Raw genomic sequence first — 26,628 nt, forward strand, 5'->3', positions numbered from 1 at the left:
CCATGCTGAATATCATGGAGGTCCACGAGACCAACCAGATGATCGAGCAGGAAAAACTCGACGTGCGCACCATCACCATGGGTATCTCGCTGCTCGACTGCGCGGCCGACACCGTCGACAAGACCTGCGACAACATCTACCGCAAGATCACTACGTACGCCAAGGACCTTGTCGCCACCGGCCAGGCCATCGAACAGGACTACGGCATCCCGATCGTCAACAAGCGCATCACCGTCACCCCGATCTCGCTCGTCGGCGCCAGCTCCTGCAAGACCTCCGCGGACTTCGTCAAAATCGCCCATGCGCTGGACCGCGCGGCCAAGGAGGTCGGCGTCGACCTCATCGGCGGCTACTCGGCGCTCGTGAGCAAGGCCATGACCCCGGCCGAGCGCCTGCTCATCGAATCGCTGCCGCAGGCCCTGACCGAAACCGACATCGTCTGCTCGTCCGTCAACGTCGGCTCCACCAAAACCGGCATCGACATGAACGCCGTCGAGCTGCTCGGCCGCGTCATCAAGGACATCGCCTACAACACGCGCGACAATGACTCGTACGGCTGCGTCAAATTCGTCGCGTTCTGCAACGTGCCCGACGACAACCCGTTCATGGCAGGCGGCTTCCACGGCGTGACCGAAGGCGACGCGGTCATCAACGTGGGCGTATCCGGGCCGGGCGTCGTCTCGCGGGCTTTGGACGCCGCGAAGGGACGCGATTTCGAGTTCCTGTGCGAAACGATCAAGCGCACCGCGTTCAAGATCACGCGCGTCGGCCAGCTCGTCGCGCAGGAGGCTTCGCGGCGGCTCGGCGTGCCGTTCGGCATCATCGACCTGTCGCTCGCCCCGACCCCGGCCGTAGGCGACTCGGTCGGCGAAGTGCTCGAGAAGATCGGCCTCGAACAGGTCGGCGCGCCCGGCACCACTGCGGCGCTCGCGATGCTCAACGACCAGGTCAAGAAGGGCGGCATCATGGCGAGCAGCTATGTCGGCGGCCTGTCCGGCGCGTTCATCCCGGTCTCCGAAGACAAGAACATGATCGATGCGGCGGCCTCCGGATGCTTGACGCTCGAAAAGCTCGAGGCGATGACCTGCGTGTGCTCGGTCGGCCTCGACATGATCGCCATCCCCGGCGACACGACCGCGGCCACGATCTCCGGCCTGATCGCCGACGAGGCGGCCATCGGCATGGTCAACCAGAAGACCACCGCCGTGCGCGTCATCCCCGTCTACGGCAAGGGCGTGGGCGAAATGGCCAACTTCGGCGGACTCATGGGCTACGCGCCGATCATGCCGGTCAACAACACCTCGTGCGAGGCGTTCGTGACCCGCGGCGGCCGCATTCCCGCGCCGATCCACTCGTTCAAGAACTGAACATTCGACGTCGCCCCTGCACCGGATTCGATTCGGGCAGGGGCTGTTTTATGCTCGGGTGTCGGATTACGTACAGTGCGCACGGAATATAAGAGGTGATGGTGATGATGGAACAGACGGAAGCGCAGCAGAACCCCGAGGCCAAGGTCGAGAAGATGTTCGAATACGGTTATCGCAAGTCGAACTACGGTCCGGACGAGCTTGTGACCGACGCGCACGGCAACCCGATCAGCGTGGTCGACGCGATGCTGTCCGCCGAGGACGCCGCCAAGGCCGAAACCGCCACCCCGCACTTGTGCTACTACAGCCCGCGCATCCCCGGCAACACCGGTTCCGCCATCCGCCTGTGCGCGGTGACCGGCACCATCCTGCACCTGGTCGAGCCGCTCGGCTTCAACCTGCGCGACACGAAGCTGCGCCGCGCCGGCCTCGACTATCACGACATGGCGCACGTCGTACTCCACCCGAACTTCGACAACCTCGTCGAATCCATGCCGAACTCGCGCATCATTGCGTTCACGGCCCACGCCACGAAACTGTACACCGAGGTCGAATACAAGCCGACCGACATCCTCCTGTTCGGCCCCGAACCGGGCGACATCCCCGATCCGATGGACATCATGGCCGGCCCGCACGTCGCCGAACAGGTGAGGCTTCCGATGCGTCCGTCCCTGCGCTCGCTCAACCTCACCAACTGCGCGTCTATCGCCATTTACGAGGCTTGGCGGCAGCTCAATTTTGCCGGCGGCAGATAAACAGTCGACGACCGGTAAACGATTTCGCATCGTATGAACGATCTTCAACACAGCGAACCCGTCTGCCGCAAGCTCGCCGCATGGTGGGACGCGAACGCGCGCGACCTGCCGTGGCGGTTCGGCCGCGCGACCCCGTGGGGCGTGCTCGTCTCCGAAGTCATGAGCCAGCAGACGCAGATGAGCCGCGTCGTGCCGTACTGGGAGACGTGGATGCGCGCGTGGCCCGACGCGGCGGCGCTCGCGGACGCGACCACGGCCGAAGTGATCACCGCGTGGGGACGGCTCGGCTATCCGCGGCGCGCGCTGCGCCTGCAGGAATGTGCGCGCGTGGTGCGCGACCGGTACGCCGACGAGCTGCCTCGCACGTATGACGGGCTAATCGGACTGCCTGGCATCGGCGACTATACGGCGTCGGCGGTGCTGAGTTTCGCGTTCGGCGAGCGGATCGCGGTGATCGACACGAATATCCGGCGCGTGCTGTCGCGCGTGTTCCGCGGCGCGGAGTCGTTGGGCGGGGCGGCGACGCTGGCCGAACGTGACTTGGCGAATCGTGTGCTTCCGACTGATGCCGCACGGTCGGTGACGTGGAACCAGTCGGTGATGGAACTTGGCGCAACCGTATGCACCGCGAAGAATCCTCTGTGCGACGAATGTCCGGTGCGCGACGACTGTACGTTTCTCGCCGCGGGCCGACCTGGCTTGGGGGAGCGACGCACGCGGCCGCGCCAACGGTTCGCTGGCACCGATCGGCAGGTGCGCGGGCTGGTATTGAACGCGTTGCGTAATCTGCCGGCCGACGAAACGGTGCTGACGCGTGCGCAGGTCGAATCGTTGTGGGCCGATCATATCCAGCTCGACAAGTGCGTTGCCTCGCTGGACGAGGACGGGCTGATCGAGATGCTGCCTGGCGGGGGAGTGCGGCTGCCTCGCTGACGGTCGTGATACTGACAGCCGTACGTTGCGCGTGGCCTTGCGCGTGACCGCGTGACTTGCGCTGATTGCGCGAGCGGGTGAATGCTGGTCGCGTTCTCCCGTCGCTGACCCGTGCCGCTGGTAGGTTGGAGTTGGTTGGCGTTGAGAGAGGGCACGGTGATGCAGATGGCGGATGGGTTCACGTTCAACGATGACGTCAGTTCGGATTCGACCGGCAAATGGCGGGATCCCGGCGATCCGCTGCCGTCCGTGGATCCGCTCGCGCCGGTGGACGTGTCCTTGGACGATGCGGGTGATACGGACGGCACAGACGCGTCGGGCGCTGACGGCGACCTGCCGCCGGTTGACTGGTCCGATCCCGTGCAGGCGTGTTCGGAAACCGGCGAGTTTGCGCTGGACGACATTCCGTCGATCAACGAGTTCATGGCCGACGTGAGCGGGCTTGGCGATAAGGCCGGGCTGCCGATCGTTCGTCTCGCAGTCATGCAGGGCACGTATCTAGCGTCGGTGATGGCGACGCGCATTCGCGGTGGGTTCCTGCTGGCATTGGGACGCCGTCAGAAGGACGCGCAGGAACGCGCGCGGTTCGAACGGACGGCCCTCGCCTTGTTCAACGCGCACAGCTGGCGGGACATGCAGGACCTGTTTCCCGACGTCGCCGCGTTCGACGAACTGATCGATCGTCTGGAACGCACCGGACAGCCGCAGACCGCCGCCATCGACCACGATTTTCCGTATCTGGTGCGCGTATTCCGCGATCAGGACGGGCGTATTGACATCGCGTTCGACGAGCGGCCGTAACCGGCAGGCGATTGCGACGCGACCGCAACGCGTCTTTGATCGAACACCTTTATTGAAGGACCCGTGCGCGTCCCGGACGGCCGGCCGAGCTTCGTAAGACGTGGTATACACTGAATGACTATGGCACAGCGGAAGTCGGGGCGACCAGTCGGATCCAGCGCGTCCAATCAGCGCAATCGCAAGCCCAGCAAACGACAGCGGGCGATCTATCGTCGTCGCCGCATCGTCGCTGTGCTGGTGCTGGTTGTGGCGTTGTCGCTGATTTCGTTCTGCATATACAGTCTCGGCCGCGGTCTCGGCGCGGTCGGCGACGCGCTGGGATACGGCGAGCGGGTCGCGCTCAGCCGCAAGTCGGTGCCCGATCCGATCAAAACCAACGACATCACCGATTGTTCGTCGGCGAACGTCGAGCTGACGCTCACCCCGGCTTCGCAAAGCGTTGCCGTGGGCGGATCACTGGACTTCACGGCCACGATCACGTACACCGGTTCCAGCAAGGCTGGCTGTTTGATCGACGGTTCCGATTCGAGCCGCGTGCTTACGATCACGTCCGGCAAGCAGACGATCTGGCGGTCCGACGTGTGCGAATCGGACTCGCGCATGCTGCTCATGGCCAAGGGCGATTCGGACAAGCAGACGATCACGTGGAATGCCGATTCGACCGGCGCGAAGTGCGTGGCCGACTCGGAACTGCCGCGCGTGAACGCCGGCACGTACACCGCGCAGCTGAGCCTCAAGGACTTCCCGAAGACGGTCAGTGATCCGGTGACGATCACCGTGCAGTAGCGGGGGAGCAGCAGGGCGGGCCGTTGCCGGTGGTCGCCGGTTCATTCGTGCGATTGGGTTGTTGTTTGTGGATTGCCGGCATTTCAGAATCGGCGTTTCAGAACAATGGTTCCTGCCCTTGGTCCCGTTTGATGCGCAGCGTCCGCTCTTCGGCGATTTCGATGGCGCAGTCGACGAGCAGCGCCGGTCGGTGGCGGTTCAGGGAGTCGAAGGCGCCGGCTTCGATCAGCGCGCGGATCGCCCTTTCGTTCAGGCAATCGGACGGAATGCGGTGCAAAAAGTCCAGGAAGCCGATGAATGCTCCGCCGTGGCGGCGCGCGTCCACGATGTGTTCGGCCATGGTCTGCGACACCATGGGCACGGTGGACAGCCCCATCCGGATCCGTGTTCTGCCGTCCGCGTTCTTCTCCGGCATCGTTCGGTCCATGGATTCGTTAATGTCGACCGAAGCGGTGCCATAGCCCATGCTGCAGATCTCTTCGAGCACCAAGCGCTTCCTGCGTGCCGAATACGCGCATTCATCCATCAGACTCGACAGGAATTCGGCCGGGTAGGTCATCTTCACCCATCCGACCCTGACGACGAACGCCGACATGGCGACCGTTGCGTAATGCGTCGCGTTATTGCGGGCCATGAGAGCGACCAAATCTTCAAAACGGTCGACGGGATGCTCTTTGAACGCTCTGCCGCATGGTCCCTCCAGAAAGGGGATTCCTATGGTGTGGCCTCGTGCCAGGAAGCGAAGCGTATCTTGGGCGTGGACCCAGGCGTTACGGTCAGACCATGCCGCCGTCGTCGCGCCGGCCATGCGCAATGCGCGCGCCGCGACGGTCAGCTGCCAGGATTCCCTGACTTGCAGGATGGACAGTCCCATGCTGCGGCAGGACCGTACGTCAAGGGATGCGGCCGGTTCGTTGCCGATCTGCGTGACGGAGGTGATGCGCCGGAGCGACTCGCCGCTCAGTACGATCGTGTCGTTGGATGCGGATCTGTATGCGAACAGTCGCTCCAGTCCCGAAATGATCGGCTTGAGATCGGTCCCGCCGTTGCCGGATCGGTCGCCGTATGCCGCCTCGATTGCAGTGATGGCCCGGTATCTTCCGTATTGCGCATACTCGGCGACCGGCAGCGCGTGGTCGTTTCCGTATCGGTTCCGCAGATGGTCGAGCACTGTTTTCATGCCACCGCGTCCTGTCGTCATGCTGATGGTGACGGGATGTGGCTGATCGTCGGTGTCGACGTCTTCGATATACGGCAGCCGGTACTGCAGGGGGGTGATCGTGGTGATGCCGAGCGCGTATGCGACCAGACTGTCGGCCCCATAGACCGGTCCTGTCAATATCCCGTTTTCGCGCAGTTGTCCGGTCGCGTCGGCCAAGGCAAGCAGGTAGTCTTCTATGCGCTGTTTGGCGATCGCCTCCAGCTCGTCGTCGATCCTGCGGCGGACGGCATCGGGGACGGAACGGTAGTTGTCGTTCAGCCACGCTTCGACGCGACCGGCGAGTTCTTCCTTGGCGCTCCTTGCCGCCACGCTCCGCACTCGAATGGTCGGCACGGGCATGTCGTTACTGGCTCGGGGCGACAGTCCCACACCGAAGCAGCGCTCCGCCACGGCCAATGTGTTGTCGCATGCTTCGGGCACGTCCGCGAACAGCGCGCGCATCTCCTCGGCCGAACGCAGATGGTATCCGTCGCCGTCGAATCGGAATCGGTTCGGATCGCTCATCTTCTGTCCGCCACTGATGCAAAGCATCACGTCCTGCAGTGTCCTGTCCTCCGGCAGCGTTTGGTGCACATCCGCCGTGGCGACCAACGGCGCGTCGAGTTTCCTGGCCAGGACGAGCAGATCGTTACGCACCCGACGTTCGATCTCCAGCCCGTGGTCCATGAGCTCTATGTAGAAGTTCTCCTGTCCGAAGATGTCCTGGAGGTCACCGGCCTCGCGCAACGCCTCGTCGAACTGTCCCAGGCGGAGCCGAGTCTGGATCGCGCCCGACGGGCATCCGGATCCGCAGATCAGGCCCTTGGCGTGCGATGCGAGGGTTTCCCGATCTATACGAGGATATCCGGCGACTTTTCCTTCAAGATTGGCGATGGATGACGCTTCCATCATGTTGGCGAGTCCCTCGTCGGTTTCGGCCCAGAGCGTCAAATGGGTGAAGCGTCCGCCCCCGCCCACGTCGTCCGGGTTGCAGCGGCCCGGCCGCGACGTCTTGTCCCAGCTGACGCGCTCGGGATCGCTCCGATCGGTTCCCGGGGTCACATACGCCTCGAGACCCAGAATCGGATAGACCCCGTGGCGGCGGCAGGCTTCCTGGAAGGCCATCAGGCCGTCGACGCTTCCGTAATCGGTTAGTCCGAGCGCCGGTTGTCCCAGGCGCGCCGCGGCTTGCGCCAGATCGTCGACCGTGGCCACGCCGTCAAGCATCGAGTACGAGCTGTGCACGTGGAGATGCACGAACTCCTTGCTTGTTGTCACGCGCTGCATTGTTGTCACCTTGCCTTTATCGGGAAATCATCTGCGGTGTTCCCCATCATCGGCGAGCCAAGAGTAAGCGGGTAGATATCTACCTCATAGGCATGTCGTGCCGGACCGGAGACGGAAGATTCGCGTTGGCTGCCGAACGGTCGTCAGCGAGGGATGCATCGGGAACGCGGCGATATTGCCGGCTGGAGCAGGCGATAACGGCCTGATCGGGATATACATGGCGTTGCCCGGGGCGCATTGGAGCTTGGACAGGATGATCCGTGCCCCCGGCAGGTTTTGCCTGCGACGTGAGGCGGGACGGAAGCCGTACAATAAGTGGGTAGATTTCTACCCGTCAGTCTGATGCTGTTGTGTGTTGACGGTGCCGTGACAACGATCATGTCGGAAGGAATGCGCCAATGGAGAAGGAAAAGGCCGGCAGTGGCGCCGCCCGTTCGGAGGTGGGCCTCGGAATTCTTGAACTGCTTGACGAGCACACGGATCGTGAGCACGGGGTTACGGCCGCGTGGCTCGCCGATCGGCTCGGCGTAACCGTGAAAACGGTTCGGGGTCACCTGTACGCCCTGCGAGAGATGCGTCCGTTCGGTCGCAGGGTGGATCGCATCGAACGGGGTGATCTCAAGCATGCCGAAAGCCCGGATCCGCGTCCCGGCTGGTACGTCGAGCCCGTGTTCGACGCGGCGCAGATGCGCTTGCTCGCCGACGGTGCCGCCCTGTCGCGTTCGGACGGCGAGTACCTGCAGGATCTCATCGCCAGGATCTACGCGTTCGCGGGCCGATCCCGGCAGCTGGGCGTGCGCGGGTCGCTGCCGACGCCGAGGCATTACAATCGTGAGTTCCTCAGCAACATCGAACGGTTGAACGATGCCATCGCGCACGAGCGTCGTGTTCGGTTCCGTTACTGCACGTATGACGTTAGCGGCGAGCTCGTGCCTCGTCTCGGACCGGACGGCAAGCCGAGGGAGTATACGGCCGATCCGTATGATCTGCGTTACAAGAACGAGAAGTACTATCTCATCTGCCATTTGGGCGCGTATGACAAGCTGTCCTATTTGCATGTCGAGCGTATCCGCGACCTGACCGTCGACGGCGAGGACCATACGCTGGAGCGCACGTTCGACAGTTTTAGGGACGAGCACGGCGATCCCATTGATCTGACGGCGTTCCTGGCGGAACGGCCTTATCCGTCGCCCGGACCGGCGATTCCGGTGCGGTTGCGGGTCGAGGGCGGGCTAGAGCCGGTGTTCGACTGGTTTCCCGACGCCAAGGCCACCCGGGTTGGCGACGATGTGTATGAGGTGACCGTCAAAGCGACGCCGTGGGCCACGATCTGGTGGGCGTTGCAGTACACCACCAGCGAGGTGCGCATCACCGTGCTGGAACCGCAGTCAATCCGCGACGAACTGCGCAGAGCTGGCTACATCCTGCTCGACCGCTATGAACGCTGATCGCTCGCCGAGTCCCGCCGATCGTCTCGGCGGAGGGGAAAAACAGGGTCCTTCCAAGTCCGTGCGGAAACCGTGCGGAGCATGTCTGCAGGATTTATCCCTGATGATTCCTGGACCATGATTCGTTGTCGTCGAACGGGGTCTCGCGGAGCAACAGTTCGAGCAGGCGTTCGAAGCGAAGCGTCTCCCGGCTGATTTCGTCGCCGCCCCATGTTCCGCGTCGTCTGGCGATGGCTGCCATGTACTGGAATTTCAGGCTTTGCGAGGATCGTTTCGACGGGCCGTCGAATTCGCTGATCTTGCTCATGGCGGACAGGTTGTTCCGTCGGGAGTTTTCCCTGCGCGTCATCATGCACAGGTTGCCGATCTCGTCCACGTTGTCGACGGGGTCGGCGTTCTCTGGGTGCTGCGGGGAGAAATGCTCCACGGAATCCCAGTAATGGAACCTGTAGTCCGTGGGCGAGAATCCGGCAGAATCCCCGTGCAATGTCCGGAACCATGCCATCAGCCCGTTTCTAGCTCCGGTCCGATCCGGCATGCCCACGGCAACTCCCGCGGAAACGCCGTCAGAACCGTCGGCGGAATCCTCGTCGGGAACGTTGCCCGACAGGACCCACAGCACGTAGTCGATGTAGTTCAGCACGATCCACGGCGTCCCCTGCCCCAAACGGGCGACGTTGGCGATCGTCGTGCGGTCTACGATGCTTTCGGACGGACTCTCGTCGTCTTCGCCGCGGCGCGCGCCTTTCCGCACGGCATCCGCGAAACGGCGATGAGCGTACCGCTGCAACGCGCGCAGGAATTCGTTTCCGTCGGGACGGGCGCTGTTACCCGCTGCCGTATCAGTCTGGTTGAGCAGAATGTCCAGCATTGTTGAGACGAAACCTTTGGCGGATTGCGCCGTATACGTGACCTGGAACATGGATTGCAGGGTGCGTATCCGGTCGTTGAGCGTGCCGTCAATCTCCTCGTCGGAATCGCCGTTTTCGTCGTCGTTCCCGGCGAAGGAGCTCACGTACGCGTATGAGAAACCGTTCCTGCCGGAGCGTTTCCCGTATCGCCGGTAGCGTCGCAGGCTCCACTGCACGTCGTCTTCCGCAACGGAGTCCGTGTCTTCGGTCCGGATCACGTAGTTGTCGAACAGGAAACGGCAGCGCAGCAGGTGCGCGGCGAACCGCTTCACCATGGCTGACTGTGCGTCCCCGCCGTGTCCGGCAGGAAACGCCTTGCGAAAGAAACCGATCAGGTTCTTGTCGTCCAGGCTGATATCGTCAGGTTGCGCTCCGGCGGTAACCTGATCGTCGACGGAATGCAGGAACAGCCGCAGCACGATGAGCAGAAACGTGGGAAAACGGACGATGGAACGGTACCGGCTTCCGTCTTCGCCTGTGTGCGGCGCTTCGGCCTGCTCGCGCTCGACGTCGGCGGTCGCGTCGGGGGACTCCAGCACATCCCGCAGCGTCTCCTCCCGAGGGAAGTCAATGCGTCTCGAATTGGCGCGTGTCGGAACGGCCGGTTCGGCATGTGCTTGTCCTAACCCATTGCGGATCGACACGTTCCGTACTGAACCGTCTCGTACTGAACCATCAGACTCCCGTTCGGGACCGTCCGGCTGTCGTTCGGCGACCAACGCCCTTTCGAGAGACGTGAAGTCGAGGCAATCCGGTTGTGGAGTGCACCAGTCGTCGCCGAACAGACGGCCGCGAACCGACGGCGGAATGGAGGACTGCACGTACCGATTCATGTCGGCGCAAGCGTCCCATATCGTCGCGAACGCGGTGCGGGCGTCCGTATCGTCGGACAGACGGGACATGAGCATTGCCTTGACGACCTCGTGATGCCGAAGCTGTTCGCCGCGCGTGTTCATGATCTCGAAATAGTGGTTGAGATCGGTGTCCTCCGGCAGTTCGGAACGGAACACGATCACGTTGCAGAACAGGAACCGCAAATACGCTTCCCGTTCGGCGTCGCCGATGCCGCCGGAATGCTTCAGCCATACCCGAATGGTCTCGTATCCGGCGATGATGCCGGCGCAGGGGACTGCAAACCTGTCGACGAGCCTGTCGAACTCCTGGTCCGTCTTCTTGCCGTTGTCGGCGGCCTGCGGATCGTGGCCTAGCGATCCCAGCGCCTCGAGAAGCCGGGTTGACTCCTCTCTGCAGTCAAACCGCAGCATTCCTGCTGGAGGCTCGGGAAGAAAACCGTATCCCCACAGGCGTTCCGCCACGCACCGGATCAGGAACAGCGTGGTCAATCGTTGCTGGCCGTCGACCACCTCGTATTCATCTCGATGGGCGGTGCCGGAGCCCTGCGTCTTATGGACGACCAAGCTGCCGATATAGTATCGGGTGCGGTCGGTGTGTTGCGCCGACGCCCTGAACATGTCCCGCACGTCGTCGAGCAGCTGTTCGATCTCGCGTTTACCCCACGCGTATTCGCGCTGGTAGATGGGAATGACATATCGTGAGCCGCTGTCTCCCAACAGTTGGCCGATGGAAAGCCGTTCGTCGCCGTTCATTGCTTCGCCTCGCCGTTCATGTTCTCTTCGTCGATAATGCCTGCGATTTCGTCTATCAAATTGCCTTGCCCGTGACCGTCCAATCCGTCGGCCCTCCACCATGCTCCCGATGCTGACTGAGTGACGATGCCCATGGATTTCAAAGTCTCGTAGATTCCCGCCGCAGGCACGCCCAATTGGGCGAACTTGATGATGAGGCGCCTGGTCGACTGACCGGCATCGGCGTCTTGAGCATCCAACCGTTCGGCCTGCTCGGAGCGCTCCGGCGATGGTCCCGGCTCCCGTTCCGGACGCGGCGCGAGATAACGTTGCCTATACCAGTCGCAGAACGGTTTGAGGCTGCTGTCTTTATTGCTTTTCGCGTTCCGCGCCCGATCGGCGATGTTGCTTTCAGACGCGTCGGCAATGGCGAAGCCGGGAAACCCGTCGGCCGAGTAGGTCGTCGTCAGTGTCCGGAACGGGTTCTTCAATCGCATCTCCCCGTCCCGCCACAAATCGTCTGCAAGCACGTAACGGTTGACGGAGTCGAACGACACCGATCCGCGGTTCATTCTCATCAGCGACGCGTAGCGTGCGATGCTGTCCAGCGGGGCGTCAAGATCGGCCGTGCCGAACCGGTCGGCATACGCCAGCAGCAGGCAGTCGAACAGTGTTTTCGCCCATTTCAGCCGCCCGTGCCGTCCTCCGCACCGCTGCACGATGCGCTCGAACTCGTGGATCAGGGAATCGCGGGACAGCGAACGATCGCCGTTCTGTTCGCCGTCCCCTTCGTCGTCCTTGGCGGATACTCCCAATATCCGCAGCCGTCGGCACAGGTCGTAGTAGTGGCGGGCGAATTCGAAAAACGAACGCCCGTTGATCATCGGCTGGTTGATCTGGTAGGGGAACGCAAGCCGTTCGGCCACGCCGGATCTGGCTAGTGCGCCGCGTAGTAGCGCGTCCTCGTCCACCAGGCTCTTCGCATACAGGAACACCTTGGCCCAGTTGTCGCCGGCATGGTCCTCGCTTAGGCGAATGCCCTTGAACATGTCGATCTCGTTCGCGGTGAACCCGTGTTCGTCGACGGATTCGCCGGCGCTCCACTTGCGGATGCGGTACAGGCAGTCGGCGAACATACGCTGCATGTCTTCGGCCGGTATGGACTCCCAGTCGCGGACGACCTGCATCTCCTCCCCGGGGGAGACGCCGTCCCGTTCCATTTCGCGGATGTGGAACGCCTTGAGCAGGTCTGTGGGGTCGAGCGCCTTGCCGCGCGCGTTCTGCGAGTCGAACAATTGGAACGCCTCGTCGAGCCGGTGCACGACGATGACCGTGACGGTGCACTTGTCCAGCAACGCCTTGCGCATCCGGCTCCGCTCGTCCGCGTCGAACCGTCCGAGCAGGCGGACGGCTGTGCGGTGGTTGTCCAGAATGTTGCGCCTGCCGGTCCGCGAGCCGTTGCGCAGGACCAGATTGTCGCCGTACCGCGCGGTTTCCTCCGCTGCTTTCGCGCCGGCGCCGACGGGATTCCTCCCGTCGAGTTCGCTCATCGCCGCAAGCAGCAGGATGAACGTGACGATGCGCTGCTGCCCGTCCACGATATCGATGCCGGGAGCTGCCGGCGGATCGTCGTCGGCGGTGCTGTCGGCTGAGCCGTTGTCGGGAACGTCTCCGTTGCCGCTGACGCGATCGTCGCAGAGAATGACCGTGCCGATGCGGTATTCGTCATGGTCGAGCGCGAACGCGCGTATGTCGTCGATCAGTTCCCCGACGTTCTGTTCGGTCCACGTGTACGGCCGCTGATAGTCGGGGACGACGAGACGGCGACGTCCGGCCGGCAGCACGGCGCGCAGGTCGCCGGACAGCAGGTCGCGGACGGAAACGTTCACCGACCGGGCATCGTCGTCCGGCACCGGCCGATTGTTTCCCGATACGTTCCCGGAACCTTCAGACTGGTCGAACCCCATCGCACCTCATCTTTCCTGTGTTCGTCGCGGCATACGTCGCCGCAGGCCTATGGCGTCGAGCGCTTGCTTGTATCCTACCCGCCGATTCTGGAGCGCAAACGGGAACATCGTTCCCTCGATCTCACGGGGCGTGATCGTCATCGGCATGTGGCGACACGCGGCGTTACTCAACATTGCTCAACGTTCGCAATTGTGCTATCATTCAATGTTTGCGTATATGCATGTCATATGGCGGGCATGCTGACAAAGACGAAGCGCCCGCAATTCTAGGCATATGGCGGCCTGCAAGGCGCTTGTCGTGGAACAACAGTATCGAACGAACAAGCGAGCGATAAGGAACGTCCATTGGCTACTGAAGCTACGACGAACACCACCACCATGATCGCACGCGCCGACCAGCACGACATTGATCTGCACAAGGCGTCGGACCGTGTGAACTTCGGCTCCATCCGCGAGCCCATCGATGTGCCCTACCTGCTGGGCGTGCAGACCGACAGCTTTGACTGGCTGATCGGCTCCGACCGCTGGAAGAAGCGCGTCGAGGAGGACGAAAAGAACGGCACCACCACCGTGCCGCACATGTCCGGCCTCGACGAGGTCTTCAACGAGATCTCCCCGATCGAGAACTTCGCCCAGACCATGTCCCTGACCTTCTCGGACCCGTATTTCGAAGAGCCGCGCCACACCGTGCAGGAGTGCAAGGAGAAGGACTACACCTACTCCGCGCCGCTGTACGTGAACGCTGAATTCGAAAACGGCGACACCGGCGAGATCAAGTCCCAGACCGTGTTCATGGGCGACTTCCCGCTGCAGACCCCGCACGGCACCTTCATCATCGGCGGCACCGAGCGAGTCATCGTCTCCCAGCTCGTGCGCTCCCCGGGCGTCTACTTCGACCGCTCCACCGACCGCACTTCCGGCAAGGACGTCTTCGGCGCGAAGATCATCCCGTCGCGCGGCGCGTGGCTCGAGTTCGAAATCGACAAGCGCGACGTGCTCGGCGTGCGCGTCGACCGCAAGCGCAAGCAGTCCGCGATCGTCTTCCTCATGGCCATCGGTATGACCAAGCCGGAGATCCGCGACGCGTTCGAAGGCTACCCGCTGGTCCTCGACGCGCTCGAGAAGGAAACCGTCGACACGCAGGACGAGGCCCTCACCGACCTCTACCGCAAGATCCGCCCGTCCGACACCGCCACGCCGGAGGCCGGCCGCAACCTGCTCGACTCCTTCTACTTCAACACCAAGCGCTACGACCTGGCGCGCGTCGGCCGTTACAAGATCGACCGCAAGCTCGGCCTCGAGCACGACATCAACGACCGTTCGCTCAAGCGCGAGGACATCATCGCCACCATCAAGTATCTGGTGACGCTGCACGCCGGCGAGGCGACGTTCCCGGGCAAGCGCAAGGGCCAGGACGTCGACCTGCGCGTCGAGACCGACGACATCGACCACTTCGGCAACCGCCGCATCCGCCAGGTTGGCGAGCTGATCCAGAACCAGCTGCGCACCGGCCTGTCCCGCATGGAGCGCGTCGTGCGCGAGCGCATGACCACGCAGGATTCAGAGGCGATCACCCCGCAGTCGCTGATCAACATCCGCCCGGTGAACGCCACCATCAAGGAGTTCTTCGGCACCTCGCAGCTCTCGCAGTTCATGGACCAGAACAACCCGCTGGCCGGCGTGACCAACAAGCGCCGTCTGTCGGCCCTCGGCCCCGGCGGCCTGTCCCGCGACCGCGCCTCCATGGAAGTGAGAGACGTGCACCCGTCCCACTTCGGCCGCATGTGCCCGATCGAGTCCCCTGAAGGCCCGAACATCGGTCTGATCGGCTCGCTGGCGACCTTCGGCCGCGTCAACCCGTTCGGCTTCATCGAAACGCCGTACCGCAAGGTGATCGACGGCCAGGTGACCAACGAGGTCGAGTACATGACCGCCGACCAGGAAAACGACCACGTCATCGCCCAGGTGAACCAGAAGCTCGACAAGAGCGGCAAGTTCGTCTCCGACGTCGCGCTCGCCCGAGCCGACGAGGAAGAGGCAGTCGACGTTCCGGTCAGCTCCGTCGACTACATGGACGTCTCCCCGCGCCAGATGGTGTCGATCGGCGCCTCGCTGATCCCGTTCCTCGAGCACGACGAGGGTCACCGAGCGCTGATGGGCACCAACATGCAGCGTCAGGCCGTTCCGCTGGTCGAGTCCGAGCGTCCGCTCGTGGGCACCGGTTCCGAATGGCGCGTCGCATACGACTCCGGCGACGTGATCATCGCCGACAAGCCGGGCGTCGTGATCTACGTGTCCGCCGACCTGATCCGCGTGATGAACGACGACGGCACGCAGTCCAGCTACAAGCTGTCCAAGTTCCAGCGCTCCAACCAGACCACCTGCTACAACCAGCGCCCGATCATCAAGAGCGGCGAGCGCGTCGAAGCCGGCACCGTGCTGGCCGACGGCCCGGCCATCCAGAAGGGCGAGATCGCGCTCGGCAAGAACCTGCTGGTCGCGTTCATGCCGTGGAACGGCTACAACTACGAGGACGCTGTGATCATCTCGCAGCGCCTCGTGCAGGACGACACGCTCTCCTCCATCCACATCGAGGAATACGAGATCGACGCCCGCGAAACCAAGCTGGGCGCTGAGGAGATCACCCGCGACCTGCCGAACGTGGGCGAGGACGCGGTGGCCAACCTCGACGAGCGCGGCATCATCCGCATCGGCGCCGAGGTCGAGGCCGGCGACATCCTCGTCGGCAAGGTCACGCCGAAGGGCGAGACCGAGCTGACCCCGGAGGAGCGTCTGCTGCGCGCCATCTTCGGCGAGAAGTCCCGCGAGGTGCGCGACACCTCGCTGCGCGTGCCCCACGGTGAGACCGGCACCGTCATCGCGGTCAAGGAGATCACCCGCGAGGACGCCGAGGAGGACGGCGACGAGCTGCCCAACGGCGTCAACCAGATGATCCGCGTGTACATCGCGCAGCACCGCAAGATCACCGTCGGCGACAAGCTGTCCGGCCGTCACGGCAACAAGGGCTGCATCTCCCGCATCCTGCCGGAAGAGGACATGCCGTTCCTCGCGGACGGTACCCCGGTCGACATCATGCTCAACCCTCTGGGCGTGCCGTCCCGAATGAACCTCGGCCAGGTGCTCGAACTGCACCTCGGCTGGATCGCGCACTCCGGCTGGGACATCTCCCTCGACCCGGATCTCGAGGCCGAATGGAAGAAGTACATTCCGGAAGGCGCCGAGAAGGGCGAGCCGGGCACCCCGGTCGCGACCCCGGTGTTCGACGGCGTCAAGCCCGAAGTCATCAAGGGCCTGATGAAGTCCACCCTGCCGAACCGCGACGGCGACCAGATGGTCGGCGAGGACGGCAAGGCGTGGCTGTTCGACGGCCGTACCGGCGAGCGTTTCGGCAAGCCGATCTCCGTGGGCTACATGTACATGTTGAAGCTCCACCACCTGGTCGACGACAAGATCCACGCGCGTTCTACCGGTCCGTACTCGATGATCACGCAGCAGCCGCTGGGCGGTAAGGCCCAGTTCGGCGGCCAGCGCTTCGGCGAGATGGAGGTGTGGGCCCTCGAGGCCTACGGCGCCGCCTACACGCTGCACGAGATGATGACCACCAAGTCCGATGACGTGGACGGCCGCGTGCGCGCCTACGGCGCGATCGTCAAGGGCGATAACCTGCCGCCAGCGGGCATCCCCGAGTCGTTCAAGGTGCTGCTCAAGGAAATGCAGTCCCTGTCGCTGAACGTCGAGGTGCTCAACGAGGAAGGCGTGGCCATCGACATGAAGGACGAGGACGACGATCCGGTCTCCGCCGGAGACGATCTGGGCTTCAACATCGGCGCCCGCCCCGACGCGGCCGCCAAGGAGGACCAGAAGGCTCCGGAGCCCGAGTACCAGTGATTCATCAGCCGGCCGCCGGCTGCCACCGGTTCCGTCGCGATTGCGCGGGACTGGTCGGACCGGCGGTCGCAAGCTCCGCGCGCCTCGCGCTCGCGTAATGCGCGCGGCCCTATGACACAGACATCACAGATAGTTTCACAGACAGTTTCACAGACAGGACAATAGAGTGCTGGACGTCAACGCATTTGACAAGCTTCGTATCGGCCTGGCCACCGCCGACGACATCCGCGGCTGGAGCCACGGCGAGGTCAAGAAGCCTGAAACGATTAACTACCGTACCCTCAAGCCGGAGAAGGACGGTCTGTTCGGCGAGCAGATCTTCGGCCCGACCCGCGACTGGGAGTGCGCCTGCGGCAAGTACAAGCGCGTGCGCTTCAAGGGCATCGTGTGCGAGCGATGCGGCGTGGAGGTCACCAAGTCCCGCGTGCGCCGCGAGCGCATGGGCCACATCGAGCTGGCCGCCCCGGTGACGCACATCTGGTTCTTCAAGGGTGTGCCGTCCCGACTGGGCTACCTGCTCGACATCGCGCCGAAGGACCTTGAGAAGGTCATCTACTTCGCTGCGTACATGGTCACCAAGGTCGACGAGGAGCAGCGCCATCAGGACTTGCCCGACCTGCAGGACGAGTTCGACACCGAGATCAGCCACCTCGCCAAGCGCCGCGACAACGAGATCGAGGACCGCGCCCGCAAGGTCGAGGCCGACCTGCACGAGCTCGAGGCCGCCGGCGAGGCGACCGGAGCCAACAAGGCCAAGCTGCGCAACGGCGCCGAGCGCGAGATGGCGGCCATCCGCCAGCGCTACGACGACCAGATCCAGCGTCTGAACGCCGTGTTCGACCGCTTCAAGAACCTGAAGGCCGGCGACATGGAAGGCGACGTCGACCTGTGGCGCGAGATGGAGGACCGCTACGGCGACTACTTCGAAGGTTGCATGGGCGCCGAGGCGATCAAGAAGCGCCTGCAGGACTTCGACCTCGAAGCCGCTTCCAAGCAGCTGCGCGAGGAAATCGACACCGGCTCCGGCCAGCGCAAGGCCCGCGCGCTCAAGCGACTCAAGGTTGTCAACGCATTCCTGACCACCGGCAACAAGCCGGAGGCCATGGTGCTCGACGTGATCCCGGTCATCCCGCCGGATCTGCGCCCGATGGTCCAGCTGGACGGCGGTCGCTTCGCGACCTCCGACCTCAACGATCTGTACCGTCGCGTGATCAACCGCAACAACCGACTCAAGCGACTCATCGAGCTCGGCGCGCCGGAGATCATGCTCAACAATGAGAAGCGCATGCTGCAGGAGGCCGTCGATTCCCTGTTCGACAACGGTCGCCGTGGCCGTCCGGTCACCGGTGCGTCGAACCGCCCGCTCAAGTCCCTCTCGGACATGCTCAAGGGCAAGCAGGGCCGCTTCCGCCAGAACCTGCTCGGCAAGCGCGTCGACTACTCCGGCCGTTCCGTGATCGTCATCGGCCCGTCGCTGCGCATGCACCAGTGCGGCCTGCCGAAGCCGATGGCCCTCGAGCTGTTCAAGCCGTTCGTCATCAAGCGCCTCGTCGACCTCAACTACGCGCAGAACATGAAGAGCGCCAAGCGCATGGTCGACCGCGGCGACACCGAGGTGTGGGGCGTGCTCGAAGAGGTTATCGCCGAGCATCCCGTGCTGCTCAACCGTGCGCCTACGCTGCACCGTCTGGGCATTCAGGCGTTCGAGCCGATCCTCGTCGAAGGCAAGGCCATCCACCTGCCGCCGCTCGCCTGCGCCGCGTTCAACGCCGACTTCGACGGCGACCAGATGGCCGTGCATCTTCCGCTGAGCGCAGAAGCACAGGCCGAGGCCCGTTCGCTCATGCTCGCGTCCGACAACATCCTGAAGCCGGCCGACGGTCACACCGTGACCATGCCGTCCCAGGACATGATCCTCGGCCTGTACTGGCTGTCCACCGTGACCGAAGGCGCCAAGGGCCAGGGCCGCGTGTTCTCCTCGCTGGCCGAGATGCAGATGGCGCTCGACCTGCACGAGATCGACATGCAGGCCAAGGTGCTCGTGCGCCTGCCGAAGGACTTCGTGCTGCCGACCGGCTGGGAGCCGGGCGACGTGACCGTTGTGGATCCGGAGCCGGGCAGCCCCGACGTCGTCCATGAGGAGCGCTTCTCCGACGGCACCGTGCTGTTCGCCACCTCGATGGGCCGCCTCCTGTTCAACGAGACGCTGCCGACCGACTACCCGTTCGTCAACGAGCAGGCCCCGAAGAAGGTCCTCTCGCGCATCGTCGACGACATCGCGACCCGCTACTCGACTGCCCAGGTGGCCGCCACGCTGGACGCGCTCAAGGATCTCGGCTTCACCCGCGCTCCGTGGTCGGGCGTGACCTTCGCGTTCTCCGACGTCACCGAGCCGCCGGAGCGCGAGGCGCTCGTCGCCGAATCCGAGGCGCAGGTCAACAAGATCAACCAGCAGTACGACCTCGGCTTCTTCACGGAAGAGGAGCGTCGTCAGGCGATCATCGACGAGTGGACTAAGTGCACCGAAAAGGTGTCGGACGCGGTCGTCAAGCACTTCGACCCGAAGAACAACCTGGCCATCATCGTCCAGTCTGGCGCACGAGGCAACATGACCCAGATCAACCAGATCGCGGGCATCCGTGGCCTGGTGAACAACCCGAAGGGCGAGGTCATCCCGCGACCGGTCGAGTCCAACTACCGTCAGGGCCTGTCCGTCCTGGAGTACTTCATCTCCGAGCACGGCGCCCGCAAGGGCCTGGCCGATACGGCACTGCGTACCGCAGAGTCGGGCTACCTGACCCGTCGTCTGGTCGACGTCTCCCAGGACGTGATCGTGCGCGAGGAGGACTGCGGCACCAAGCGCGGTCTGCCGATGCGCGTCGCCGACCGCCAGGCCGACGGCACGCTCACGCTGGTCAAGGCCGCCGACGGTGGTCCGTACTCCCGTCTGCTCGCCTCCGACGTGGTCGATCCGGCTGACGGCACCACCGTGCTGTACAAGCGCGGCGACGCGCTGAGCATGGACGTGCTCAAGGATCTCGTGGCGCATGGCGTCGAAGAGGTCAAGGCCCGCTCCGTGCTGACCTGCGAGTCCAAGCGCGGCGTGTGCGCCAAGTGCTACGGCTGGTCGCTGGCCACCAACAAGCTGGTGGACGTCGGCGAGGCCGTCGGCATCGTCGCAGCCCAGTCTATCGGCGAGCCTGGTACCCAGCTGACGCTGCGTTCCTTCCACTCCGGCGGCGTCGCGGCGGCCTCCGACATTACCCAGGGTCTTCCCCGTGTCACCGAGCTTTTCGAAGCCCGCACCCCGAAGGGCGAGGCGCCTATCGCCGAGTTCCCGGGCGTGATCAAGACCGATGCGGAAGCCGACCACGTCTACCAGATGACGCTGACCCCGGACGATCAGACCGTCGAGCCGATCGTCTACACGGTGACCCGTCGCGCCCCGCTCCTCGTCAAGGACGGCCAGCACGTCGAGGCCGGCCAGCAGCTGACCGAAGGCTCCGTCGATCCGAAGAAGATCCTGCGCATCCTCGGCCCGCGCGCCGCGCAGGTCAACATCGTGGAAGAAGTGCACACCGTGTACCGCTCCCAGGGCGTCGACATCCACGACAAGCACATCGAGGTCATCGTGCGCCAGATGCTGCGCCGCATCACCGTCATCGACTCCGGCGACACCAACCTGCTGCCGGGCGAGCTGGTCGATCAGGCGCGCTTCAAGGAAGCGAACATGGAAGCCGTGAAGAACGGCGGCAAGCCGGCCGCGGGACGTCCGGAGCTCATGGGCATCACCAAGGCCTCGCTCGCTACCGATTCGTGGCTGTCTGCCGCCTCCTTCCAGGAGACGACCCGCGTGCTCACCGAGGCCGCCCTGAGCCAGAAGGTCGACGACCTCAAGGGCCTCAAGGAGAATGTCATCATCGGTAAGCTCATCCCGGCCGGCACGGGCCTCGCCCGCTACCGTAACGCCGTGGTCGAGCCCGACAAGGCGATCCGCGACACCATCTACCCGAACTTTGGTCTGGGCGGCGGCACCGACGCGGACACCGACTTCTCCGATGCGGACCTGTCCGACGTGGACTTCGCGAACCTCGACTTCGGTGATCTGAAGCTCGGCGACGACTTCAACCCGGACGATTTCCTGGACGACCAGGGCGGCCAGGACGACGTCGAGTGACGGCCGACCCGTGTTGCCGCCAACTGCGCCAGAACAGCCGAATGGTTGCCTCGCCCGACATGACGAGGCTTCCAGTCGGTTGCCGATGAAGCGTGGCGGGAACGACGGACGATGATCTGTGGCTCCGGTCCCCATGCGGGATCGGGGCCACAATCGTTTCAGCCAAGAACCGTCTCTTGTGGTTTATTCCTCGGAGTGTCTGGCCGTAGTGGATAGCTGGCGCGTGTTGCGGGACACGGTTCATTCCTTGGAGCTGGCGGGCGGCATGCCGGTCTTGTGCGGTTCGACCGGCGATGTTCAGCGGAATCGCAGCGATCGGAATGCACTCATCGGCAAACCAACATGCGGCGAATGTCCAGGACGCGCAATGCGAAGCCGAGACGTCCGGCGTTGCCGATGTGTCTGATCTGACTGGTGCGGCGCTCGTCGTCGTGCCAACGACAGTCTTGTCTTCAATCGTTTCGCACATGGCAGCGATGCGAGCAGCGATTGACGGACCGGCATCAATGCCCGCCAATACGATTCAGCTTGCGCCGCGGATACCGGACCGCCGGAATACTCCGCATAATCCGCCGTATCGCACAGCGACCGCAGCAACATCTCGTCGATCCCAAACCTCCGCGCAGCCGAACGGGCCTGAGCCCGTCTGGTGCCGGTCAGATCGACGCCGCTTTGCCGAGCCAACGTCAGCAGCGACGACCAGCCGGCTACGATGCGGCGATTGGGCGGACCCCGATGCCGTAGTCGCCAGAGCATCGCCGATTTGCCCGTTAGAATGGCCCCGCATACCACTGTGAGTATCCACAGTGGACTGCCATACCCGGCAACAAGCATCACTATCCGTCCCACGGACAATCCCTGTGACTGGGGATTGGACGGATCCTCGGCGTCCTGCCCGGACACCGTCGAGGTGCCGCGGTTGCGCATTTCATCCCGCAACGGATCCGTCAGCGGGGGAGGAGGCTGCCGAACCAACGTGAGCGGGTCCGGCGGAGCCGCACCAGCGGAATCGTCTGGAATGCGGGTTTCCGGCGGCGTCGGGTACACGGCCACCCAACCCAAATCGCGGAATTTGACTTCCACCCACGCCGCCGCATCGGCGCCGGTAAACCGAGTGACGGTCGAACCGTCCGCTTGCCGGACCGTGCGCCCTTCGCTGATCGCACCGCTTTCGTCCTTCGGCAAAAATCCAAGGACCACGCGAGACGGCATGCCAAGACCACGCACGGCCAACGCCATTGCAGACGCATACTGCTCACTGTTGCCAACCATTATGTCGCCGCCAAACAGCATCGACAGACGATAATGTCCATGACCGGAAGGCGACGGGTAGTCATCCGCCAAACCGTCGGAAAACCAGCCATTGGACCGCAATGCGTTCGCCAACGCCATCACCACGGCACCATCCGTATCGTGCCCGGCGGCGGTCGCGTTTGCCCATGCACTCAATGAGTCGGGAACGTCAAGCACGGCCGTTTGCCGCATATCGTCGGCAAACGCCCGAGCCAACGTCTCATTGTCGATATTCGGGTCGGTGACCCCGGTCTCCTCATAGACCAGCCCTGCCGACAACGTCCCGGACAGCAATGCGGAACGTGATTCACCGTTGTAATACACGTTTGCGCCCGACCCGGATCCGGCCGTGCCGTTGTCGTCCGAGGATGATCCGCTCGCCGCCGAATCATCGGAAGATACGCCGGCGACAACGTTGACGGTACGGGCCGTGCCCGCGAGCGGCAACCAATGGTCCCGCAATTCCTGCTCCACGGCGAACACGGCGGAAAACGGGACGCACCCGGTCGTTGTCGTTTCCCCGACGATGTTCCCCGCAGCCGCATTCATGACGCCGTTTCCGTCTTTTTCACCGTCAGTGCAGACCGTCACGTCATCGGAAGAAGCGATGCCATCACCGATCAGCCGATACCGGGATGAGGCGGGAGCACCGTCCGACGTGCCGGACAAATGCCATACATTGCCGTCAAAAGCGTCCATCACCGCCAGACGGACCGGTGTCCCCGCCGGCAGGCCGGTGACGGCGAGCAACACGTCATCGTGATGATCTTTCAACAAGCCACGCATGCCGTTGAGCGGGCTGGTCTGACCATATGCTTCCGGAGGAGGATCGTACCGGTTCCTCAGCACCAGCCTCTGCGCCGGAGACAGCGCGCATCCTCCGGCCGCAGCCAGCAAACCGGCGGCAACCAGCATGGACATTGCCGTCAGCAGTCGACCGGAATCCAACTCATGCCGGCGATACGAGCACCACGTTAGAGGCACGATGGCCGCAAGCACGCCTGCGGCGGTGCGGTGCACCCCATTCGACGTACCCAGCAGCGCGCACAGGACGAACACCGTCATGTCGAGCGTCCAGCCGACCGTCAGCATGAGTCGTGAGCCGGCGTCCGTGCCCGCCAGACATATGGCAACAAGGAACGATCCCCACATGCAGATCGTCCATACGGCCGACAGACATGCGTACGACGCGCCGATCGGAGGCTCTACGGCGATCAGATACTTGAACGACGCCACCGCATCCGTCCATCCCGAACACGCCGTAGCCACCCATGAGACAACGGCGGGCAATCCGCCCGAACCCGACATGCCGGCACCGGCGTCCGTTCGGTCCAGCAACGACAACAGCGGCCCGGACAGCCCCTGCGCCGATGCAAGCAAGGCGATCGTTCGCCAGACGCCCCATGAGGCGCTCGCTCCCCAAGCAGCGAGCAGCCCGATTCCTGTGGACGGCAGGGCCGCGAACGCCCAAAGCATGGCGGAACCATACACGTCGATGAGATTCGACGCGGCCAACAGCACCATGACGCCTGCGACGGGAAGTGCACTCCATCCTGCACCGGCGACGACCGTGCGCGGCGACGCCGACGCCGATGCGGGCATAAACGGCGCCGGTTCGGTTACGGGGCGCGGAGAGCCACGTCGAACAATCGAAAAAGAACGCCGCTTCCCGCCCTGTGACCGGGCCGAGTTTCGAGCACGACGATGACGTGCTCCGTTCGACGGTGGGAATGAAATGGTCATGACAGGACCTCCATGATCACGGGCAGCTCATCGAGCGCTCCGATGCGAGCCACCACTGTGCCATACATGCTCATGACGCGGGACCGGGCTCCGTCGTGCCGGCCGTACGTCTCGTGATCGGACGGTTCTGGCTGCGTCTGCACCACCAGGCGATCGGTTCCGGAACGGAATGTTGGGACATGCGCATAGGTTGCGGGATCATGCCGGGATCCAATGACCGTGCACTGCAGAACGGATGGGCCGGTGCGAAGCGCAAACGATCGATGCCACGGCGCATCGAATCGTCCGGCACCGAATCCTGCACCGGGAGCCGGTTCGGAAACCGCTGCAATTGTGCTGCAAAAATCAAGGAACTCATCGGCATGCCGTGGACGAACGCATTCGCCGCTGGCTTGCGCGGTCAACGGTCGGCGCGACAGCAGGCATTGAGCTCCGATGGAGGCGAATATGCTGACCGCAAGCTCGAATTCGGCATCATCGGCATAACCGGAACCATCCGCATCGATCAGCAGATCGGTATCGACCCGGCACGACGCATCATGTTGCCGCACCATCAGTTTGCCCGTACGCGACGTGCTCAGCCAATGCACGCCGCGCAGATCGTCACCCGGTCGATATTCGCGCAGCCCCTGGAAGTCGAAATCGTCGTCGACGATGCGGCCACTCGGCTCGCCATCCAGATCATGGGCCGCGCCCACATCCGGCATGCGAAACCGCACGGTACGCGGATGAACAAACACGCGGCAAGCATCCGTGCCCCGACGTTCCCCGTGCATCAGCCCTAGCGGGTCACCCGAACGAATCAGGACAGGACCGATGTCCAGCACGCAGCGGGACCGCGACTCGACCTCCAACCGGATCGATTCCCTGCCACCAATGCCAAGACGCGGAAAACGGATACGGTGCATATTCGAGCCGACCGGCATCAGCGCGCGGCATGGCGGTATGACGGAAACGCCAGGATTCTTCGCTGTCACGCTGATGCCGAGGGATTCGCCTGCCGTCAGTCGCAACGCGGACACGACGATCGAGACATCCCCGCACACGGCATTGCTTGACAAGGCAAAGGCCATGACGGACAGGAAAACCAGCGCGATGCCCGCCGACAGCGCTCCCGACCAACCGGTAAAGGGGAACGACATCAGACAGCCGGCTCCGAACGTCAAGGCCAGCCACCCCAGTGGCGACACCGACGGACGCTGAGATCGGCCAAGACGTTGCCGGAGCCGGTGGCGGACGTTCATGGAATCCTCCTCACCTGATTTCGTGCGTTGCCGGTCACAGACCCGCCGTCAACCTTGACGATGGCACGGGAACGTTCTCCAACGTGCGTTCGACGACTGACCGCCCGGTCGTCCCCTCGAACATGGCTTTGGACGACACCGCCAACCGATGGGCCAGTACAGGCACCGACAGATCCCTGATATCGTCAGGAAGCACATATGCCCGGCCCTGCGAGGCGGCCTGAATGCGCGCGCACCGTATCAAGGCGATCGCGCCCCTTGTCGAAGGGCCAGACGCGACCTGCTCGCATCGCCGAATCGACTCGACCAAGCGCAAAACGTATTCGAGCAGGCTGTCTTCCACATGCACGCGTTGCACGGCGGCCCGCATATCGGCCACGTCAGCCGTGGTCCATACGGGTTGCACCTCGTCCGCACGATCTGCCACGTCAATCTGACGAAGAACGCTCAGACCAGCCTCATGCCCGGGATGACCGATCGACGTGCGAATCATGAATCGGTCCATCTGCGCTTCTGGCAAGCCGTAAGTGCCCAACTGATCGGATGGATTCTGCGTGGCCACCACAAAGAACGGGTTCGGCACGGCGCGAGATACCCCGTCCGTCGTGACGTGACGTTCCTCCATGACCTCCAGCATTGCGGACTGCGTTTTCGGCGAAGCCCGGTTGATCTCGTCGGCAAGCACCACCGATGCGAATATCGGGCCCTCGCGGAACGAGAACCTGCCGCTTTCGCCGTCGTATATCGTGACGCCGGTAATGTCCGACGGCAGCAGATCAGGCGTGAACTGGATGCGTTTGAACGGAACCCGTATCGCATGCGCCAGGGCGCGTGCCAGCTGGGTTTTGCCGGTGCCCGGTTCGTCCTCGATGAGCGCATGTCCTCCCGCCAGCAACGCGGTGATGCACAGCCGTATTGGCTCCGGCTTGCCTACCAGCACGCCTGCCACGGTGTCGGTCAGCAAGTCGAACGACTCCTTGAACCGTGACATGCCGCCATGCCGTGCCGTTTCCGATGCGCGGGTCTTTCGCGGGGACGCGTTTCGGCACAATGGCGGGGCTGTCGGGGAGTCCTGCTTTGTCGGTGCTGCGGCTCGCGGAGGCGTCAGACGCGTCTGATCCGACAGACATGTCTGATCGGACGGGCTGGTCGGAGGAGACAGACGTGTCATGTCGTCGAACGGAGAACTGGTGTCCATGATCGCTCCTTTACGTATTCGG

General features: G+C 63.7%; 14 protein-coding genes. 8 read left to right on the plus strand and 6 right to left on the minus strand.

Features of this window, described 5'->3' with window-relative positions; translation table 11 throughout:
• Nucleotides 1-2 precede the first annotated feature (2 nt).
• The 5 genes from BBIA_RS03560 (at nt 3) to BBIA_RS03580 (ending at nt 4,642) form a co-directional block, all read left to right on the plus strand.
• Nucleotides 3-1,367: a PFL family protein gene (locus BBIA_RS03560; protein WP_033495804.1), complete on the plus strand. Its 1,365-nt coding sequence runs from the start codon at nt 3-5 to the stop codon at nt 1,365-1,367.
• A 104-nt stretch (nt 1,368-1,471) separates the two neighbouring features.
• On the plus strand, nt 1,472-2,122 hold the full coding sequence (locus BBIA_RS03565; RefSeq protein ID WP_081891960.1) for a tRNA (cytidine(34)-2'-O)-methyltransferase: 651 nt from the start codon (nt 1,472-1,474) through the stop codon (nt 2,120-2,122).
• Between the two features lie 33 nt (nt 2,123-2,155).
• On the plus strand, nt 2,156-3,055 hold the full coding sequence (locus BBIA_RS03570) for an HhH-GPD family protein (protein ID WP_033495802.1): 900 nt from the start codon (nt 2,156-2,158) through the stop codon (nt 3,053-3,055).
• Between the two features lie 165 nt (nt 3,056-3,220).
• Nucleotides 3,221-3,856 (plus strand): hypothetical protein, encoded by a 636-nt coding sequence (locus BBIA_RS03575; protein ID WP_152600636.1) that lies wholly within the window; start codon nt 3,221-3,223, stop codon nt 3,854-3,856.
• A gap of 120 nt (nt 3,857-3,976) precedes the next feature.
• Nucleotides 3,977-4,642: a hypothetical protein gene (locus tag BBIA_RS03580; RefSeq protein ID WP_033495798.1), complete on the plus strand. Its 666-nt coding sequence runs from the start codon at nt 3,977-3,979 to the stop codon at nt 4,640-4,642.
• A gap of 97 nt (nt 4,643-4,739) precedes the next feature.
• Here the strand turns inward: BBIA_RS03580 and BBIA_RS03585 are convergent, their stop codons facing one another.
• Complete coding sequence (locus tag BBIA_RS03585) at nt 4,740-7,130, minus strand: PHP domain-containing protein (protein WP_051923736.1); 2,391 nt, start codon at nt 7,128-7,130, stop codon at nt 4,740-4,742.
• Nucleotides 7,131-7,528: 398 nt separating this feature from the next.
• Here BBIA_RS03585 and BBIA_RS03590 point away from each other — a divergent pair, with 398 nt between their 5' ends.
• Nucleotides 7,529-8,578 carry a helix-turn-helix transcriptional regulator gene (locus BBIA_RS03590; protein ID WP_033495796.1) on the plus strand — a complete coding sequence of 350 codons (1,050 nt, stop codon included), beginning with the start codon at nt 7,529-7,531 and terminating at the stop codon, nt 8,576-8,578.
• Between the two features lie 94 nt (nt 8,579-8,672).
• Here BBIA_RS03590 and BBIA_RS03595 read toward each other — a convergent pair whose 3' ends face one another.
• Nucleotides 8,673-11,096, minus strand: a complete 2,424-nt coding sequence (locus BBIA_RS03595) for a DUF262 domain-containing protein (protein WP_033495794.1) — start codon at nt 11,094-11,096, stop codon at nt 8,673-8,675.
• A complete protein-coding gene (locus tag BBIA_RS03600) occupies nt 11,093-12,988 on the minus strand; it encodes a DUF262 domain-containing protein (RefSeq protein ID WP_160268262.1) in 1,896 nt (631 codons plus the stop codon). Before BBIA_RS03600 ends, BBIA_RS03595 begins: the two co-directional genes overlap by 4 nt.
• 432 nt (nt 12,989-13,420) lie before the next feature.
• Between BBIA_RS03600 and rpoB the strand changes: the two genes are divergently transcribed.
• The gene (rpoB, locus tag BBIA_RS03605) at nt 13,421-16,951 is read left to right on the plus strand and encodes a DNA-directed RNA polymerase subunit beta (protein WP_051923742.1); all 3,531 of its coding nucleotides are present in this window, start codon (nt 13,421-13,423) and stop codon (nt 16,949-16,951) included.
• Nucleotides 16,952-17,117: 166 nt separating this feature from the next.
• The gene (locus BBIA_RS03610; RefSeq protein ID WP_033495788.1) at nt 17,118-21,128 is read left to right on the plus strand and encodes a DNA-directed RNA polymerase subunit beta'; all 4,011 of its coding nucleotides are present in this window, start codon (nt 17,118-17,120) and stop codon (nt 21,126-21,128) included.
• A 297-nt stretch (nt 21,129-21,425) separates the two neighbouring features.
• On the opposite strand, the gene BBIA_RS03615 is transcribed toward BBIA_RS03610, so the two are convergent.
• The 3 genes from BBIA_RS03615 to BBIA_RS03630 are packed head-to-tail and all read right to left on the minus strand — an operon-like array spanning nt 21,426 to nt 26,372.
• The gene (locus BBIA_RS03615) at nt 21,426-24,164 is read right to left on the minus strand and encodes a transglutaminase-like domain-containing protein (protein ID WP_081891950.1); all 2,739 of its coding nucleotides are present in this window, start codon (nt 24,162-24,164) and stop codon (nt 21,426-21,428) included.
• Complete coding sequence (locus BBIA_RS13700) at nt 24,161-25,408, minus strand: DUF58 domain-containing protein (RefSeq protein ID WP_081891952.1); 1,248 nt, start codon at nt 25,406-25,408, stop codon at nt 24,161-24,163. Before BBIA_RS13700 ends, BBIA_RS03615 begins: the two co-directional genes overlap by 4 nt.
• 34 nt (nt 25,409-25,442) lie before the next feature.
• Nucleotides 25,443-26,372 carry an AAA family ATPase gene (locus tag BBIA_RS03630; RefSeq protein ID WP_238548424.1) on the minus strand — a complete coding sequence of 310 codons (930 nt, stop codon included), beginning with the start codon at nt 26,370-26,372 and terminating at the stop codon, nt 25,443-25,445.
• Nucleotides 26,373-26,628 lie beyond the last annotated feature (256 nt).

The sequence above is a fragment of the Bifidobacterium biavatii DSM 23969 genome, assembly GCF_000741165.1.
Classification (GTDB): domain Bacteria; phylum Actinomycetota; class Actinomycetes; order Actinomycetales; family Bifidobacteriaceae; genus Bifidobacterium; species Bifidobacterium biavatii.